The 15,156-nt window shown below is 36.2% G+C and carries 14 protein-coding genes; 3 read left to right on the top strand and 11 right to left on the bottom strand.

Annotated elements, in window-relative coordinates; genetic code table 11:
• Positions 1-122: 122 nt before the first annotated feature.
• The 8 genes from OC533_RS10255 to degU form a co-directional block, all read right to left on the bottom strand.
• Complete coding sequence (locus OC533_RS10255; RefSeq protein WP_070752443.1) at positions 123-986, bottom strand: YitT family protein; 864 nt, start codon at positions 984-986, stop codon at positions 123-125.
• A gap of 5 nt (positions 987-991) precedes the next feature.
• Positions 992-2,093 (bottom strand): peptide chain release factor 2 gene (gene prfB / locus OC533_RS10250; RefSeq protein ID WP_115848561.1). Its coding sequence is split into 2 segments (ribosomal slippage): positions 992-2,020 and positions 2,022-2,093, totalling 1,101 coding nucleotides; the frame shifts between segments, so codons are not numbered across the junction.
• A gap of 85 nt (positions 2,094-2,178) precedes the next feature.
• Positions 2,179-4,692: a preprotein translocase subunit SecA gene (gene secA, locus OC533_RS10245; RefSeq protein ID WP_003772328.1), complete on the bottom strand. Its 2,514-nt coding sequence runs from the start codon at positions 4,690-4,692 to the stop codon at positions 2,179-2,181.
• Positions 4,693-4,921: 229 nt separating this feature from the next.
• Entirely contained in the window at positions 4,922-5,485 is a 564-nt protein-coding gene (gene hpf, locus OC533_RS10240; protein WP_003722643.1) for a ribosome hibernation-promoting factor, HPF/YfiA family, read from the bottom strand.
• Between the two features lie 193 nt (positions 5,486-5,678).
• Positions 5,679-6,335: a ComF family protein gene (locus OC533_RS10235; protein WP_194324062.1), complete on the bottom strand. Its 657-nt coding sequence runs from the start codon at positions 6,333-6,335 to the stop codon at positions 5,679-5,681.
• Positions 6,328-7,647, bottom strand: coding sequence for a DEAD/DEAH box helicase (locus OC533_RS10230; protein WP_185513255.1), 1,320 nt, complete (start codon positions 7,645-7,647; stop codon positions 6,328-6,330). The genes OC533_RS10235 and OC533_RS10230 overlap by 8 nt, the downstream gene beginning before the upstream one ends.
• 196 nt (positions 7,648-7,843) lie before the next feature.
• On the bottom strand, positions 7,844-8,695 hold the full coding sequence (locus tag OC533_RS10225; protein ID WP_003763963.1) for a DegV family protein: 852 nt from the start codon (positions 8,693-8,695) through the stop codon (positions 7,844-7,846).
• Between the two features lie 20 nt (positions 8,696-8,715).
• On the bottom strand, positions 8,716-9,402 hold the full coding sequence (gene degU, locus OC533_RS10220; RefSeq protein ID WP_003722647.1) for a two-component system response regulator DegU: 687 nt from the start codon (positions 9,400-9,402) through the stop codon (positions 8,716-8,718).
• A gap of 383 nt (positions 9,403-9,785) precedes the next feature.
• On the opposite strand from degU, the gene OC533_RS10215 reads away from it, so the two are divergent.
• The 3 genes from OC533_RS10215 (at position 9,786) to OC533_RS10205 (ending at position 12,192) form a co-directional block, all read left to right on the top strand.
• Positions 9,786-10,421, top strand: a complete 636-nt coding sequence (locus OC533_RS10215; RefSeq protein WP_003772318.1) for a YigZ family protein — start codon at positions 9,786-9,788, stop codon at positions 10,419-10,421.
• 1 nt (position 10,422) lies between these two features.
• Positions 10,423-10,968, top strand: coding sequence for a GNAT family N-acetyltransferase (locus tag OC533_RS10210; protein ID WP_181469979.1), 546 nt, complete (start codon positions 10,423-10,425; stop codon positions 10,966-10,968).
• 174 nt (positions 10,969-11,142) lie between these two features.
• Positions 11,143-12,192 (top strand): LCP family protein, encoded by a 1,050-nt coding sequence (locus tag OC533_RS10205; protein ID WP_185312113.1) that lies wholly within the window; start codon positions 11,143-11,145, stop codon positions 12,190-12,192.
• Positions 12,193-12,230: 38 nt separating this feature from the next.
• On the opposite strand, the gene OC533_RS10200 is transcribed toward OC533_RS10205, so the two are convergent.
• Genes OC533_RS10200 through OC533_RS10190 form a run of 3 tightly spaced genes read right to left on the bottom strand, consistent with a single transcriptional unit; the run spans position 12,231 to position 15,151 of the window.
• Positions 12,231-13,283, bottom strand: a complete 1,053-nt coding sequence (locus OC533_RS10200) for a glycosyltransferase family 4 protein (RefSeq protein WP_194324065.1) — start codon at positions 13,281-13,283, stop codon at positions 12,231-12,233.
• 7 nt (positions 13,284-13,290) lie between these two features.
• Positions 13,291-14,415, bottom strand: coding sequence for an o-succinylbenzoate synthase (menC, locus tag OC533_RS10195; protein WP_194324067.1), 1,125 nt, complete (start codon positions 14,413-14,415; stop codon positions 13,291-13,293).
• Position 14,416: 1 nt separating this feature from the next.
• Positions 14,417-15,151, bottom strand: a complete 735-nt coding sequence (locus OC533_RS10190; RefSeq protein WP_003772308.1) for a WecB/TagA/CpsF family glycosyltransferase — start codon at positions 15,149-15,151, stop codon at positions 14,417-14,419.
• Positions 15,152-15,156: the final 5 nt, after the last annotated feature.

Here is a 15,156-nt window from a genome sequence, read left to right as displayed (position 1 = left end):
ACAAAACTGCTTCAAGTCTACTATTACGCTAAAGGTTCCTGTCATCAAATTGTTAAATAGGGAGGTAAAAAACTTGAAAAAGGCAACATTTCTCCCCTAAAAAGAGGAGAAAATGTTGCCTTTTATGACGTGAAACCTTCCCCCATTACTTCACTTGCGCTCATTACAACGACAAAAGCTTCTGGGTCAATTTCTTTTATTACTTCTTTTAGTCTAGAAAACTCACTTTGAGCAATAACACAAAGTAAGATTTGCTTGTCATCTTCAGTATAGCCGCCCTTTGCTGAAAGGCGAGTAATACCACGATCAATTTTAAAGAGGATTGCTTGTCTGATAGCTTCTTGATTCTCTGAAATAATAAACACTGTTTTGGATTGATTAAGCCCCACTTGCACTAAATCAATTGTTTTACTAGTTGCAAAAAGACCAATAAGTGCATAAAGTCCAGATTCAATATCAAAAACAAACATTGCCGAGATAACTACAAAGCCATCAATTAAAGCTACACATATCCCCAATGTTAAATGAGAATATTTATGCAAAATTTGGGCAGCCACATCCGTGCCACCAGTTGAGGCCTTGCCACGAAAAACAATTCCAAGTCCCATTCCTACTAGCACACCCCCAAATAGAGCAGCGACTAGCGGTTCATGTGTCCACGGGGTTAATCCTTGTGTTAAATACACAAAGAAAGGTAAAAGCATTGTACCAACAAAAGTTTTCAAACCAAATTGATACCCTAAGAAGAATAATCCAGCAAGAAATAAAGGGATATTAAAAGCCCACTGGATAAATGCTGGATTCCAACCAGTTAAATAGTTAATAATCGTACTTATCCCACTCACACCGCCAGAAGCAACATGATTAGGCAAGAGTAAAACATTGAAGGCTAGTGCAATTAAAGCAGCACCAATAATAACATATAAATACTCAATTAATTTAGAAACCATTGGGGATAAAGGTTGCTTTTTCCTTTTATTTGTCATCGTTCTTATCCAATCCTAGAACGCAAATATGCATTGATAAAGTCGTCTAAATCTCCATCCATTACCGCTTGAATATTACCGGTTTCGTAATTTGTACGATGGTCTTTCACCATGGAGTAAGGGTGGAAAACATACGAACGAATTTGGCTTCCCCAACCAATTTCTTTTTGCTCACCACGAATTTCTGCTAGCTCGCGTTCTTTTTCTTCTTGTTCTTTTTGATATAGTTTTGTTTTCAACATTTTCATTGCTTGTTCACGGTTTTTAAGCTGCGAACGCTCTGATTGGCAGGTTACTACAATCCCGGATGGAATATGTGTCATCCGAACTGCTGAATCGGTTGTATTAATATGCTGTCCACCAGCACCAGTTGCACGATACGTATCAATTTTCAAATCTTCTGTACGTACTTCAATTTCAATATCATCATCTAATTCTGGCATAACATCCACTGAAACAAAAGATGTATGACGCCTACCTGATGAATCGAATGGCGAGATACGAACTAAACGATGCACACCTTTTTCTGCTTTCAAATAGCCGTATGCATTGTGTCCTTTGATGAGTAATGTAACGCTTTTAATACCCGCTTCATCACCCGCTTGATAATCGAGCATTTCGACTTTAAAACCTTTTTTCTCAGACCAACGTTGATACATGCGTAATAACATTGAGCCCCAGTCTTGTGATTCTGTTCCACCAGCACCTGGATGCAATTCTAAAATAGCATTATTTTTATCATATGGATCACTTAACATTAACTTAAGTTCAAATTCACTTATCGTCGCCATATATGCTTTAATATCTTTTTCTAATTCTGCTTGTAAATCTTCATCCGCTTCTTCTTTTAGTAGTTCTAAACTGATTTCCATGCTTTCTTGTTCTTCTTCAAGCGCATGAAAAGCTTGATATGTTTCTTTGTATCCATTTGACTCATTAATTACTTTTTGAGCCGCTTGTTGGTCGTTCCAAAAATTCGGATCCAACATCTGGTCTTCTAACTCAGCAATTCGAACTTCCATGCTGTCTAAGTCAAAGAGACCCCCTAAAGTCTTTGATTTGCTGTGCTGTTTTTTCTAGTTCATTACGAATTTCTGCTAATTCCATTCTTAATTCCACCTTTTTTGAATTTACTTACAAACTTTCATAGCAAAAAGCGCCGTCTTGCAGGCGCTTTTTTAGTTGTTTCAATCTATGCTTCTTTACCATGACAATTTTTATATTTTTTGCCGCTACCACAAGGACAAGGATCATTACGTCCAATATGTTGGTCTTTACGAACAGGTTGGCGTTTCGCTTCTGGTTTTCCTTCAGCAGGATTGATTGCTTCACCTTTAGCTACTTGTTCGCGCTCAAGGTTTTGGCGAATTTCTGCTTTCATGATATAACGAGCCACGTCTTCATCAATGGATGATACCATTGCTTCAAACATCTCGAAACCTTCTGATTGATACTCACGAAGCGGATCAATTTGACCATAAGCACGTAAATGGATACCATCGCGTAAATGGTCCATTGCATCAATATGATCAACCCATTTCGTATCAACAACACGAAGCAATACTACTTTTTCAAACTCATTAAATTCTTCAGGAGGCAACAATGTTTCTTTTTCATCATATGCCGCTTTTATCTTGTCCAAAATAAGGTTTTGAATATCTTCGCTTGTTCTGTTTTGTAAATCTTCTAGCGTAATTGTACCTTCTGGAAGTAAGTTAGCATCGACATAATCGATAATACCTTGTAAATTCCACGCTTCTTCTGGTTCATGGCTTGATGCATTACTAGAAACAATGAAATTCACTGTACGCTGAATCATTTGTTCAATGATTTCGCGAAGACTGTTTTCTGCATTAATTACTTCATAGCGTTGTTTATAAATAACTTCCCGTTGTTGGCGAAGTACATCATCATATTGTAAAACTTGTTTCCGTGAATCAAAGTTATTTCCTTCCACACGTCTTTGGGCTGATTCAACGGCACGACTCACCATTTTACTTTGGATTGCATCTTCAGCCATACCAAAACGTTCCATCATGCTCTTCATGTTATCAGAGCCAAAACGGCGCATCAGTTCATCTTCCATAGAAAGATAGAATTGTGTTACACCCGGATCCCCTTGACGACCAGAACGACCACGTAATTGGTTATCAATACGACGTGATTCATGACGTTCTGTACCAATTACAGCTAGACCACCAGCATCAATAGTACCTTCACCAAGTTTAATATCCGTACCACGACCAGCCATATTGGTTGCGATTGTTACTGCACCACGTTCACCAGCGTTTTTAATAATATCCGCTTCACGTTCATGTTGTTTGGCATTTAAGACATCGTGCTTAATTCCTTTGCGTTTTAATTTGCTCGAAATAAGCTCTGATGTTTCAATCGCAACAGTACCAACAAGAACTGGTTGTCCTTTTGCATGACGGTCAGCAATATCTTCTACTACTGCATTAAATTTCGCTTCAATCGTTGTAAAAATTAAATCTGGACGATCATCACGAATAATTACTTTGTTTGTTGGAATTTCAATAACACGCATATTATAAATATCGCGGAATTCTTCTTCTTCCGTTTTCGCAGTACCGGTCATACCAGCAAGTTTTTTGTACATACGGAAATAGTTTTGGAATGTAATAGTTGCCATTGTTTTAGATTCATTTTGAATAGTAACGCCTTCTTTTGCTTCAAGCGCTTGGTGTAAGCCCTCGCTGAAACGGCGTCCTTTCATAATACGACCTGTAAATTGGTCAACAATGAGAACTTCATCATCTTGAACTACGTAATCTACATCTAAACTCATCGTGTAGTTTGCTTTAAGCGCTTGAGCAATATGATGTAAAATCACCGTATTTTCTAAATCAAAAAGGTTTTCTACATCAAAGTAGTTTTCCCCTTTTGTCATACCATCTTCGGTTAATTGGACAGATTTAGTTTTAATATCAACTGTATAATCTTCCTCTTCTGTCAAAGTTCGTACGAATGTATTAGCACGAACGTATAAGATAGTGGATTTTTCAGCTTCACCAGAAATGATTAAAGGTGTTCTAGCTTCATCGACCAAAATAGAATCGACTTCATCAATAACGGCAAACGCTAATGGACGTTGTACCATTTCTTCTTTGTAAACCACCATGTTGTCACGTAAGTAGTCAAATCCTAATTCATTATTTGTACTATACGTAATATCACATGCATAAGCTTCTCGTTTTTCTGTGCTAGATAAAGCATTTAAGTTAAGCCCTACAGAAAGACCTAGGAAATTATATAAAACACCCATTTCTTCTGCGTCACGGTGAGCCAAGTATTCATTGACCGTAACTACATGTACACCTTCACCAGAAAGCGCATTTAAATAAACTGGTAATGTCGCTGTTAATGTTTTACCTTCACCAGTTTTCATTTCAGCAATATTACCTTCGTGAAGAACGATACCACCCATTAATTGAACTTTAAATGGATACAGTCCTAGGGCACGCTTAGCACCTTCTCTGGCAACAGCAAAAGCTTCTACCAATAAGTCGTCTAGCGTTTCACCTTTTTGAACACGTTCTTTAAACTCTACTGTTTTCTCGCGTAGAGCTTCATCTGAAAGAGCCGCAGTTTCGTCTGCTAAAGCAATAATTTCATCTGCTTTTCTCTCCAAATATTTAACATCTTTTTTTCCTGATTCAAAAATCTTCTTCAATAGTCCAGCCATTTAAATTCTCCTCTACTGTTTTCGCTGTCGTCGCGCAGTTTCATCTATGATAACTTTCAGGAATTATCTTCTCTTAAAATATACACACTAATTCTATCACTTATTAGATAAAATATACAACTGGTTATCTCTTTTTAACAAATAAAAATGCAAAAACGTCATAGATTCTTCATTCCTAATAAAAATGGGAGCCAAAATTTTGGCCCCCATGCTCATTATCTTTGTACTATTAATTAGTTTCAATTAATCCATATTTACCGTCTTTACGTGAATACACAATGTTAGTTCCATTCGTTTCAGCATCAGTATATACGTAGAAACTATGTCCTAGCAAGTTCATTTGTAAAACAGCTTCTTCACTGTCCATAGGTTTTAAAGAAAATTGTTTTGTTCTTACAATTTCAAGATCAAAATCTCCTTCATTTTCTTCTGGTGGTGTGCTGCCGTTAACATCCGAATATGCAAAATAATCTCTTTCTGCACCTTTATCACGGAATTTACGATTTACTTTTGTTTTATGTTTACGGATTTGACGCTCTAATTTATCCACAATCAAGTCGATGCTAGCATATAAATCTCCACTAGTTTCTTCTGCACGTAGCACAAGATTTGGGAGAGGAATGGTCACTTCAACCTTCGCATTTTTATCGGAATATACTTTTAAATTAACATGAACGTTAGCGTCTGGAGTTTCTGTAAAATATCGTTCTAGTTTATCGATTTTCTTTTCTACGTAATCTCGAATCGGTTCCGTTACTTCAATATTTTCACCACGAATGTTGTACTTAAGCATAGCAATTCCTCCTTTGAAATAAAACAAAATAACGATAAAGAAGAGTATTCTTCTTACCCTTAGTCTACGTGAAAACGATACCTTTTGCAAACATTTGCACAAAGAGTAAAGAAGCGTTTATCTACTTATCTTTATTTAGTATTTTATTCCACTAAAAAGCCTTTCGCAAACCTCTTTTGGCGATAAATCTCAACTATCTAAATATGGTTAAAGAGGTTACCTTTTTCATGCCTGATTCTTTTAACGCTTGCGCCGCTAAGTTAAGAGTACTACCTGTAGTGTATATATCATCAAATAAAATTATTTCCTTTTCACTGCTTCCAATCTCTTCAGCTACATAAAATACTTGTTCTGTTTCTAATCGTTCTCGCTTTGTTTTCTTAGATTGTTTTTCAGAGTGTTTTTTTGCTAAAATTTCCTCATAGTGAAGATTAGATTGTTTCAATATTGCTGTTGTTTGATTAAATCCTCGCCCTAATTTGCGGACTTCACTTACCGGGATTGGGACAATAGTCGTTTTGTTCGCGGCGAAGTATTTTTTTAGTTCCTTTTGAAAAATAGCTCCGATGATATAATCACCTTGAAACTTAAATTTTTTCATATATTCTTTGGCAAAATCATTATATTGGTACAAAGATCGATTACTATCTAGAAAAAACTCTCTACCTTGGCAATCTTTACAAAATTCATCAGATGATTCCCTGCTACACATATTACAAAGCGGTCCAGTTAATTTTTCAAAGCCCGCTATACAATCGGAACAACACAAAACTTCCTCGCTAAGAAACCAACTAATTTCCCAACTAGCTGCTTGTTTAACAGGTTGTAAACAAAGCAAACAGTTAATCATCTAATAATCCTTCTTTAAAACCTAATTGGTTCATTTTTTTAATATGCGTAATAGCCCGATTCATTTCTGTAGTCTTGCCATAATGAAAAAAACAAACATCGCCAGTTGGATGAGTTAATTTCCTTCCCGCACGCCCAGCTATTTGCACTAATGCAGCTTCTGTAAAAATCCTCCCCTCACTTCCAAAAACAGCTACTTGAACATCTTTAAAAGTGACCCCTCTTTCTAATATAGTTGTCGTAAGTAGTAGCTTGATTTTGCCTTCACGTAGCCACTCAACTTTTTCTTTGCGTAACTGATCTGCCGAATGAACGGTCACTGGGCGAGTAAAATCATAATTTACGAGCGCTTCAGCAAATTGATTCATTGCTTCAATTTCTGGAAAGAAGATTAATACTGGTTGATTTTTAAGTTCTGCTTTTTTTATCCAATTAATCAACTTAAGGGTTATTTTTCCTTGAGCTAAATTTTTCTTCCACGGACCAATCCAGCAAGTTCTAGGAACAGGTAGCTGCTTTCTATGGTAGCGGGCAGGGATTTTTACAAAGTTCCGTTTACCGGCCGCGCATTCTTGTTGCCACTTTTTCTCTGGAGTTGCTGTGATTATAATTGTTGAACCTACTTTAGTTCTAGCCTTTCTAACAGCGTATTCTAAAAAAGGATCTTTTGCATATGGAAAAGCATCTACTTCATCTATAAAAATAACTTGAAATGTATCATAAAAACGGATTAATTGATGTGTTGTAGCAACCACAAATTGTTCACCTTGATATTTGTCTTTGGAATCTCCATACAAACAAACTATATCTACCTCTTTGAAAACAGCTTGCAAACGCGGATATAATTCTAAACATACATCAACCCTCGGAGAAGCTATACAAATTCTAAAACCTTGCTTTAATGCTAAATCCATTCCTTCAAACATCATTTCTGTTTTACCAGACCCAGCGACTGCCCATAAAAGCATATCAACTTTCTGCTTAATACTTGAAACAACTGCACTTGAAGCCTTTTTTTGTCCTGGCGATAAAGTTCCTTCCCAGCCCAAACAAGATTCTATTCTTTCCGGCAGAATGTCTGCTTTTTGATAGTATAACTTCTGACAACTATTTACCCGCCCCATAACTATACAGTTTCTGCAGTACAAACAATCCTCCCTATCACAAGAAGCACATGTCATTTTGCCGAATAAAAATGGATTTGTATTTCCACAACGAAAACAACGATTAGCTGAAATAGCAAGAATTTCCTGTAGTCCCTCAACTGTTTCGACTTCCTTCTTTAGATATAACCTTCCAGGAAAAATATCCATCACTTTTCACCTCTCCTAAGTTATACACTTTTTTAGATTTCTTTGCAGAAGTTAATTTCTTATTTTCCAGCCTCAATATGACCATAAAATACTATTTTCGCTAAAGGCAAAACAACCATTTTCAATAGGTGAAATTGGCGAAAATACAACTTTAGCCTAAATAAAAAAATCTCTAGCTAAAAAGCTAGAGATTCTATTATTTTATTGACCAGGTTAATCCCAGTGCGCCTTCACCTAAATGCGTGCCGATAACTGGGCCAAAATAGCTCAACTCGAACTCCACTTCTGGAAACTTGGATTCTAAATGTTTGCGCCATGTTTCTCCTTTTTCCGGATCATTTCCATGGATAACGTAGGCTTTTTCTGCATTTTTATTTTTGATAGCTACTTCAAGAATATCTTCAATCCGTTTTAATGCCTTTTTTTGAGTTCTAACTTTTTCAAAAAGAACAATTTGCTTATCATTAAAATGAAGGATTGGTTTAATTTGAAGCAAACTACCGACAAGCGCTTGTGCCCCATTTAAGCGACCACCGCGTTGCAGGTTATTTAAATCATCTACCATAAAATATGCATCTTGCGCCTTTTTAATCTTATCTAATTCGGAAATAATTCGTTCTAAAGGTTCATTTGCTAAAGCCATTTCAGCCGCTTTAACAGCAAACATCCCTTGCGCCATACATGAAAGCTCTGAATCATAAGCAACTACATTCAAGCCATCAATTAGTTCACCTGCAGAAGCTGCGTTTTGGAAAGTCCCGCTGATGCCACTGGATAGATGAATACTAATTACTGTATCAAAACCTTGTTCTTTTAGTTTCTCAAACAATTGAATAAATTCACCAGGGGCAGGTTGCGAAGAAGTTGGAAAATTTTCTGCTTCTTTTACTTTTTTGTAAAAATCAGCCGTAGAAAGTTCTTCTCCTTCACGATAAGATTTTCCATCAATTATTACGGAAAGTGGTACGACATTAATTCGTAGCTGCTCTTTCACTTCATCTGGCAAATAAGTGGTGCTGTCAGTAACCACTGCTATTTTTTCGTTCATATAGTCCCCCTGAAATTTCTTTAGCGAATATAAACCCAGCCGTGCTTAATTGCCGTTACCACCGCTTGAGTTCTATCATTCACTTTCATTTTTTGTAAAATACTGCTAACATGATTTTTTACTGTTTTTTCACTAATGAAAAGCGTTTCCCCAATTCCGCGGTTACTTTTTCCATCGGTAAGAAGCTGTAATACTTCACACTCTCTATGCGTTAAAATATGCAAAGGCATTTTCACTTCGGGTTGCTGGTAACCATAAACCCCTTGCGAAGTATTCGTGCTTGCTAAATGTCGATATTCGCGAATTAATTTAATCGCTACACGCGGATGAATATACGCGCCCCCATTATCTACTATTTTAACAGCTTCTACGAGTTCATGTGCATCCATTTCTTTTAATAAATAACCTACTGCTCCTGCTCTAAGTGCCTCTGTTACGTACTCATCTGTATCGTGAATAGTCAATACGATAACTTTGATACTAGGGAATTGACGTACTAACATTTCTGTTGCGTCTAACCCATTAACAGTTGGCATATTAATATCCATTAAAACGATGTCTGGTTTATATTCGCGAACTTTTGCTACGATATTCTTACCATTTTCAGCTTCCGCTACGACTTCAAAAGAATCTTCCAACTCTAAAATTCGCTTGATACCTTCGCGAAACAACTGATGATCATCTACAATCATGATTTTGAGTGCCATAATGACTACTCCTCCTTCACTTATCTAATTTCACCAAGCCACTTTGCAATCGAAAACATCATCCTTTTTAAGTAGCAAAACGCTTAACCTTATAATCCCTGCCATAAAATTGGCAAATAAACTTTTCTCTTTTAAGTACTATTTACTCAAACTAACCTATTTTCATTACAAACTGTAGCTCAATTATACAGCAAAGTTTTAGAAAATTACTTCTATATGCCTATAAAATGCAATCGAAAACCAGTCTAAAGTAATAGTAGTTTTTATTATAACACGAATTTGCCACCACTTCACCCGCTGCACTTAGAAAAATATCTATACAATCGCTTTGCTTTCGGATAAAATAAAAGCAGACTGAATGTATCAACTTATGGAGGTTCCTTATGTTGGATCATTATTTAACCATTCGTAGCGATGGAAAACATGAAATAATAATTGAAAAATCTCGCTTTATTTGCCATATTAAGCGAATAAAAACAGAATCCGAAGCACAGACATTCATACAAACAATCAAAAAAGAGCACCGTGATGCTACTCATAATTGCTCTGCCTATATTATAGGAGAAAATGACCAATTTCAAAAAGCACATGACGATGGTGAACCAAGTGGAACAGCAGGGGTTCCTATGTTAGAAGTTTTAAAAAAGAAAGCTTTAAAAAATGTTGTTGTGGTTGTTACTCGCTATTTCGGAGGAACTAAGCTCGGCGCAGGGGGCCTTGTCCGTGCATATGGTGGTGCTGTCAGTGAAGCAATCCAAACTATCGGTATAGTCGAATGCAAATTAGCTACTATTATTGAGTGCTCTTTTGCTTATCCACTTTTAGGAAAAATAGAGAATGCACTTGAGCAGAAAAATTATCAAATCGTTCATAAAGAATTCACAGAAAAAGTCGTACTTCAAGTATTTGTTGATAATGAGGATCTTTCAACTTTTTCCACTTGGATAACAGAGGTTTCAAATGGCCAAGTTACTTACAAAGAAGGCCCACAAAAATATAGAGAAAAGGATGTTACTTAGAATGTCCACAAACATATTTTTACATTTACCCACCACTATTTCTACGGAACGAACTATTTTGAGAAAAACTTCTTTTGCAGATGCAACTACCTTATTTGATATTTGGTCTGACAATGACGTTGCTCAGTTTATGAATATCGAAAAATTTTCTACCATCCTTCAAGCGGAGGAAATGATTCAAGCCATCGAAAACGAACCAAATGCTTGTAGGTATACAATTTTTACTATGGATAATTCTTTAAAAGCAATCGGCTCACTGGGCATAAACGATATTAACAAAAACAACCAAACAATTGAAATCGGTTATGAATTAGCCAAAAGTCATTGGCGGCAAGGGCTTATGTTCGAGATTTTAACAACCTTTTTAAATACAACTAAAACTCACCTCCCATACAAAACAATTACCGCCAAAGTACTCCCGGAAAATATTGCTTCCATAAAACTACTTACTAAGCTTGGTTTTGAGCTCGTTTCAACGGGACAAGAACTCGATTTACACTCCGGCAAAATTTGTGAAATTAGTAATTACCAATTAATACTCGAGTAGGCAAATATTACATTTTTGAAAGATATCATCTTTTTTGTATTTTTTTTCAATGAAATTCTGTATAATAACATCAAAGTTGAAAAATTAAAGAAACCGTAAATAACACGTAACATTCTTTAGTTCAACAAATGATACAATAAAACTTAGAAAAGTGACTATAAGGAGAATTAATATATGAGTAAAGGCACTGATGATAGCCGAAGAAGCAGCAAGAAATACAAGCGTAGAAGAAAAATTTTATTCTGGATTCTAATTCCTGTGATGTGTTTAGTACTTGCAGGTGTCGGATACGGCACTTACCTTTTTAGCAAGACGAAACTCGCAGCAGACAACTCTTTCGATAACGTGAGGAACGGAAAAGCTTCCACACTTCGAACAAATGATGTTGAACCTATAAAAGATAGTTTTTCTATTTTAATTATTGGCGTTGATACAAGTACTACAAGAGCAGCTAACGGAAACCCTCGTAGCGACTCGCTTATCCTAGCAACATTTAATGTAAAAGATGCGCGCGTAGAAATGACAAGTATTCCCCGCGATTCTTATGTACACATTGAAGATTCTGCAAAAGAGATTAATAAATACACGAAAATCAATGCAGCTCATGCATATGGTGGTCCAGAACTTACCATGAAAACAGTAGAAGAAGAATTCAAAATCCCCATCGATTACTATGTTCGATTTGACTTTGATGCTTTCCTCAAAATCATTGATGCTTTAGATGGTATCGATGTAGATGTGCCAGTAAACTTTACTGAACAAGATTCAAAAGATAATCAAAATGCAATTACGCTTAAAAAAGGACCTCAACACCTTAATGCTGAACAAGCCTTAGCCCTTGCACGTACTAGACATATTGATAGTGATATTGAACGTGGTAAACGACAACAACTTATTATTAAATCTATTCTTAGTGAAGCGACTTCTGTTTCTTCCGTTAGCAAATACTCTGATATTATTGAAGTAGTTGGCGATAACATGAAAACCAACCTAACTTTCAACCAAATGCTTTCAATTGCAAAATTCGGAATGTCTAATAAGATTGATGTTAAATCGCTCAACCTTAAAGGCGATAGTAATCCAATGGACGGCATTTATTATTACAAACTGAATGAATCCTCCGTTCAAAGCATCTCGAATGAATTTGCTAGTGAGTTGGGAATTAAACAACCATTCCCTGGCGCAGCACCTTATTCAGATGAAAGTTCCACTGCATCAAATTAACAAAAAAGCCAACAACTAATAATTAGTTGTTGGCTTTTTTATTTGCGTTTTCGATGTATTTTTTGAAGTAAATTTAAGATTGGTCGATAATCTTCGCCAATTAAACCGATAAATTCAACAATAATTTCAATACAAAAAATTAGTAATAAGAGTAATAGTAATGCTCCCCAAGTTGTAGAAAAAGAGAATACAAAACCAGTCATAGAGAATAGTAGCGCCATGCAGTAAATTAACAACACTGTTTGTTTTTCTGTAAAACCAAGTGCCATTAATCTATGATGGATGTGCGAGCGATCCGCAGATGATATAGGCATGCGCTCTTTCAACCGCCTTACGATAGCGAAAAATGTATCTGATAAAGGAACACCTAAAATAATAAGTGGCACTAACAAAGAAATAAAAGTTACGTTCTTAAAGCCCATAAGTGATAAAACAGCTATCATATAGCCTAAAAATAAAGCTCCGGTGTCTCCCATAAAAATACTTGCAGGCGGAAAGTTGTAAATTAAAAATGCAGCAACTGATGCGGCAAGAATAAGTGCGACTGGAGCAACAAATGCATCTTTAAGAAGTAGAGCCATACCTGCAATTGTCATTAAAGCAATAATAGAAATCCCACCAGCAAGCCCATCTAACCCATCTATCAAATTAAGTGCATTGACTATGGCCACAATCCAAACAATAGATAATGGTATCGCAAAATATCCAAAGTCCAATTCCCCGTAGAAAGGAATATTAATAAAATTAATTGTTATTTCGCCCCAAACAGTGACACAAAGAGCAGCTAAAATCTGCCCTACCATTTTCCATTTAGGAGATAAATCAAATATATCATCAATAAACCCTGTTGCAATAATGATTAGAGCACCAAAATAAATTGGAACAAACCCTGATTTATCGATTGGTACTAAGAACATCCCCACTGAAAAACTTATAAAAATAGCTAATCCACCTAGTGTGGCTGTTGTTTTTGTATGTTTATGTCTTTCACGCGGCGTGTCAACCGCATTGATTCTGAATGCAAACTTTCTAATTATTGGCACCATGATAATACCAACAGCAAAGCTAATCAATATACTCCATATTAGCAATATTTTTTCAGCTCCATCCTTTATTTAGCAAAATTTCTTCTGTTGATTTAGTGTATTTTTTTAATACTTTTAAATCTAGCGTTACACCAATGCCTTCGTTCGTTGGCACTTTGAGTCTACCTTGATTTAATTCAAAAGCAGGCGTTACAATATCCTCTGCAAAGAAACGATTCGAGGCAGATATATCCCCTGGAAAAACAAACTCGTTTCTCGCTGCTAGTGCAATGTTATGAGCTCTGCCGACACCAGCTTCAAGCATTCCCCCACACCAAACTAGTATTTTATTTAGCGCGCAGTACTCTGCTATTTTAAGGGCAGATGACATACCTCCAACACGTGCCAGCTTCAAATTAATAGCCCGACAACTACCAAGGCTATGCGCTTGCTCTACATCTTTTACGGATCTAATATTCTCATCCAAACAAATTCGCGTTTTTAATTGTTTTTGCAACCAGGCATGATCCACAAAATCTTTAGTTCCAAATGGCTGCTCAATCATTTCTAAATCATATTGATCTAGTTCTTTTAATAACAAGAAATCTTCTCTATTATACGCTGAATTCGCGTCTGCCATCAAGCTTAGTTTTGGAAAACTTTTACGAACAGCTTCAACAAATTGAATATCTTTGTTTGGTGCGATTTTTAGTTTCACTCGTTCATAGCCCTGATCGACGTATTGATTAACTAATTGAAGTAAAGTTTCCACATTCTGTTGTAAACCAATACTGACTCCAACTTTGATAGATTCTTTAGTAGCCCCAATCATTTTAGCTAATGATCTTTTTTCCATTTTAGCAAAAGCATCCCAAACAGCGAGTTCAACAGCCGCCTTTGCCATCTCATTACCTTGAATCCAACTGAATAACACCTGTATTTCTTCCGGCTTACGAATCTTTCTTTGAGCGAGGAGAGGTAGTAGCTGCTCCTTAATAATTAGAATAGCTGTACTAAGTGTCTCTTCAGTGTAATCTGGTAACGGAAATGCTTCTAATTCACCATATCCGTGGATTCCTTCTTCATTTATTAATTCAATAATATAAAAATCTTTGCTTTTCAATTCGCCATAACTAGTTTTAAACGGCGCCAAAAGCGGTAGTTCAGCATGAATTAACCTTGCCTTCTGAAAATACATTCTACTCACCCTTTTTCAAACGTTTACGCTCTTTTCGAATAACAAGCATAAACTGAGGTATTGCAAAAAAACGTCTCCATCTAGAAGGATTCGCTAGCAATCTGTATACCCATTCAAGTCTCAGCTTTATCCAAATTTTAGGCGCTCGCTTTACATTATCAGTTAATACATCAAAACTCCCACCAACACCAATAAAAATACCTTTGGAAAAATTAGCCATCTGAGATAAAATCCATTTTTCTTGAGCAGGTGAACCTAGAGCAACAAAGATAACATCCGGTTCAGCAGCGATTATTTCTTTAGCAATAGCCTCACTCTCAAGCGCATCAAAATAACCATGATGAACACCACAAACGATTGCTTGCGGGTATTTTTCGTTCACTTTACTCTCCACGCCTTGACTAACTTCTGGTTTCGCCCCTAAAAAATAACAACGTAGCGGCTTTTCTAATAAACCAATCATTGTATCATAACCAGTCACTCGTTCTTTTAGCGGATTCCCAAGTTTTTCAGAAGCCATGATAATACCAATACCATCCGGAACAATATAATCAGCTTGACGTAAAATCCCCTCAAACTCTTTATCAGTCCGAGCATGCATTACAATTTCAGGATTAGCAGTTACAACAAAACGTCTTTCCCCATTTTGAGCAACATTATGTAATTCCTCAATAAATTCAGCTTGGGTTGTATTATAAAAAGGTATATTTAAAATTGAAATTTCCTGCTTTTTCATTTGAA

This window comes from Listeria sp. Marseille-Q6474, from assembly GCF_946902005.1.
Classification (GTDB): domain Bacteria; phylum Bacillota; class Bacilli; order Lactobacillales; family Listeriaceae; genus Listeria; species Listeria innocua.
Note: the sequence above shows the minus strand (reverse complement) of the source record. Positions and strands in the feature narration are given on the sequence as shown.

Bases quoted from the DNA above. Each gene is read 5' to 3' on its own strand.
- OC533_RS10255 (WP_070752443.1), bottom strand. From the start codon at position 986: ATGACAAATAAAAGGAAAAAGCAACCTTTATCCCCAATGGTTTCTAAA.
- hpf (WP_003722643.1), bottom strand. From the start codon at position 5,485: ATGCTTAAGTACAACATTCGTGGTGAAAATATTGAAGTAACGGAACCG.
- OC533_RS10190 (WP_003772308.1), bottom strand. From the start codon at position 15,151: ATGAAAAAGCAGGAAATTTCAATTTTAAATATACCTTTTTATAATACA.
- OC533_RS10205 (WP_185312113.1), top strand. From the start codon at position 11,143: ATGAGTAAAGGCACTGATGATAGCCGAAGAAGCAGCAAGAAATACAAG.
- OC533_RS10225 (WP_003763963.1), bottom strand. From the start codon at position 8,695: ATGAACGAAAAAATAGCAGTGGTTACTGACAGCACCACTTATTTGCCA.
- OC533_RS10230 (WP_185513255.1), bottom strand. From the start codon at position 7,647: ATGGATATTTTTCCTGGAAGGTTATATCTAAAGAAGGAAGTCGAAACA.
- secA (WP_003772328.1), bottom strand. From the start codon at position 4,692: ATGGCTGGACTATTGAAGAAGATTTTTGAATCAGGAAAAAAAGATGTT.
- menC (WP_194324067.1), bottom strand. From the start codon at position 14,415: ATGTATTTTCAGAAGGCAAGGTTAATTCATGCTGAACTACCGCTTTTG.
- OC533_RS10235 (WP_194324062.1), bottom strand. From the start codon at position 6,335: ATGATTAACTGTTTGCTTTGTTTACAACCTGTTAAACAAGCAGCTAGT.
- OC533_RS10210 (WP_181469979.1), top strand. From the start codon at position 10,423: ATGTCCACAAACATATTTTTACATTTACCCACCACTATTTCTACGGAA.
- OC533_RS10215 (WP_003772318.1), top strand. From the start codon at position 9,786: ATGTTGGATCATTATTTAACCATTCGTAGCGATGGAAAACATGAAATA.
- degU (WP_003722647.1), bottom strand. From the start codon at position 9,402: ATGGCACTCAAAATCATGATTGTAGATGATCATCAGTTGTTTCGCGAA.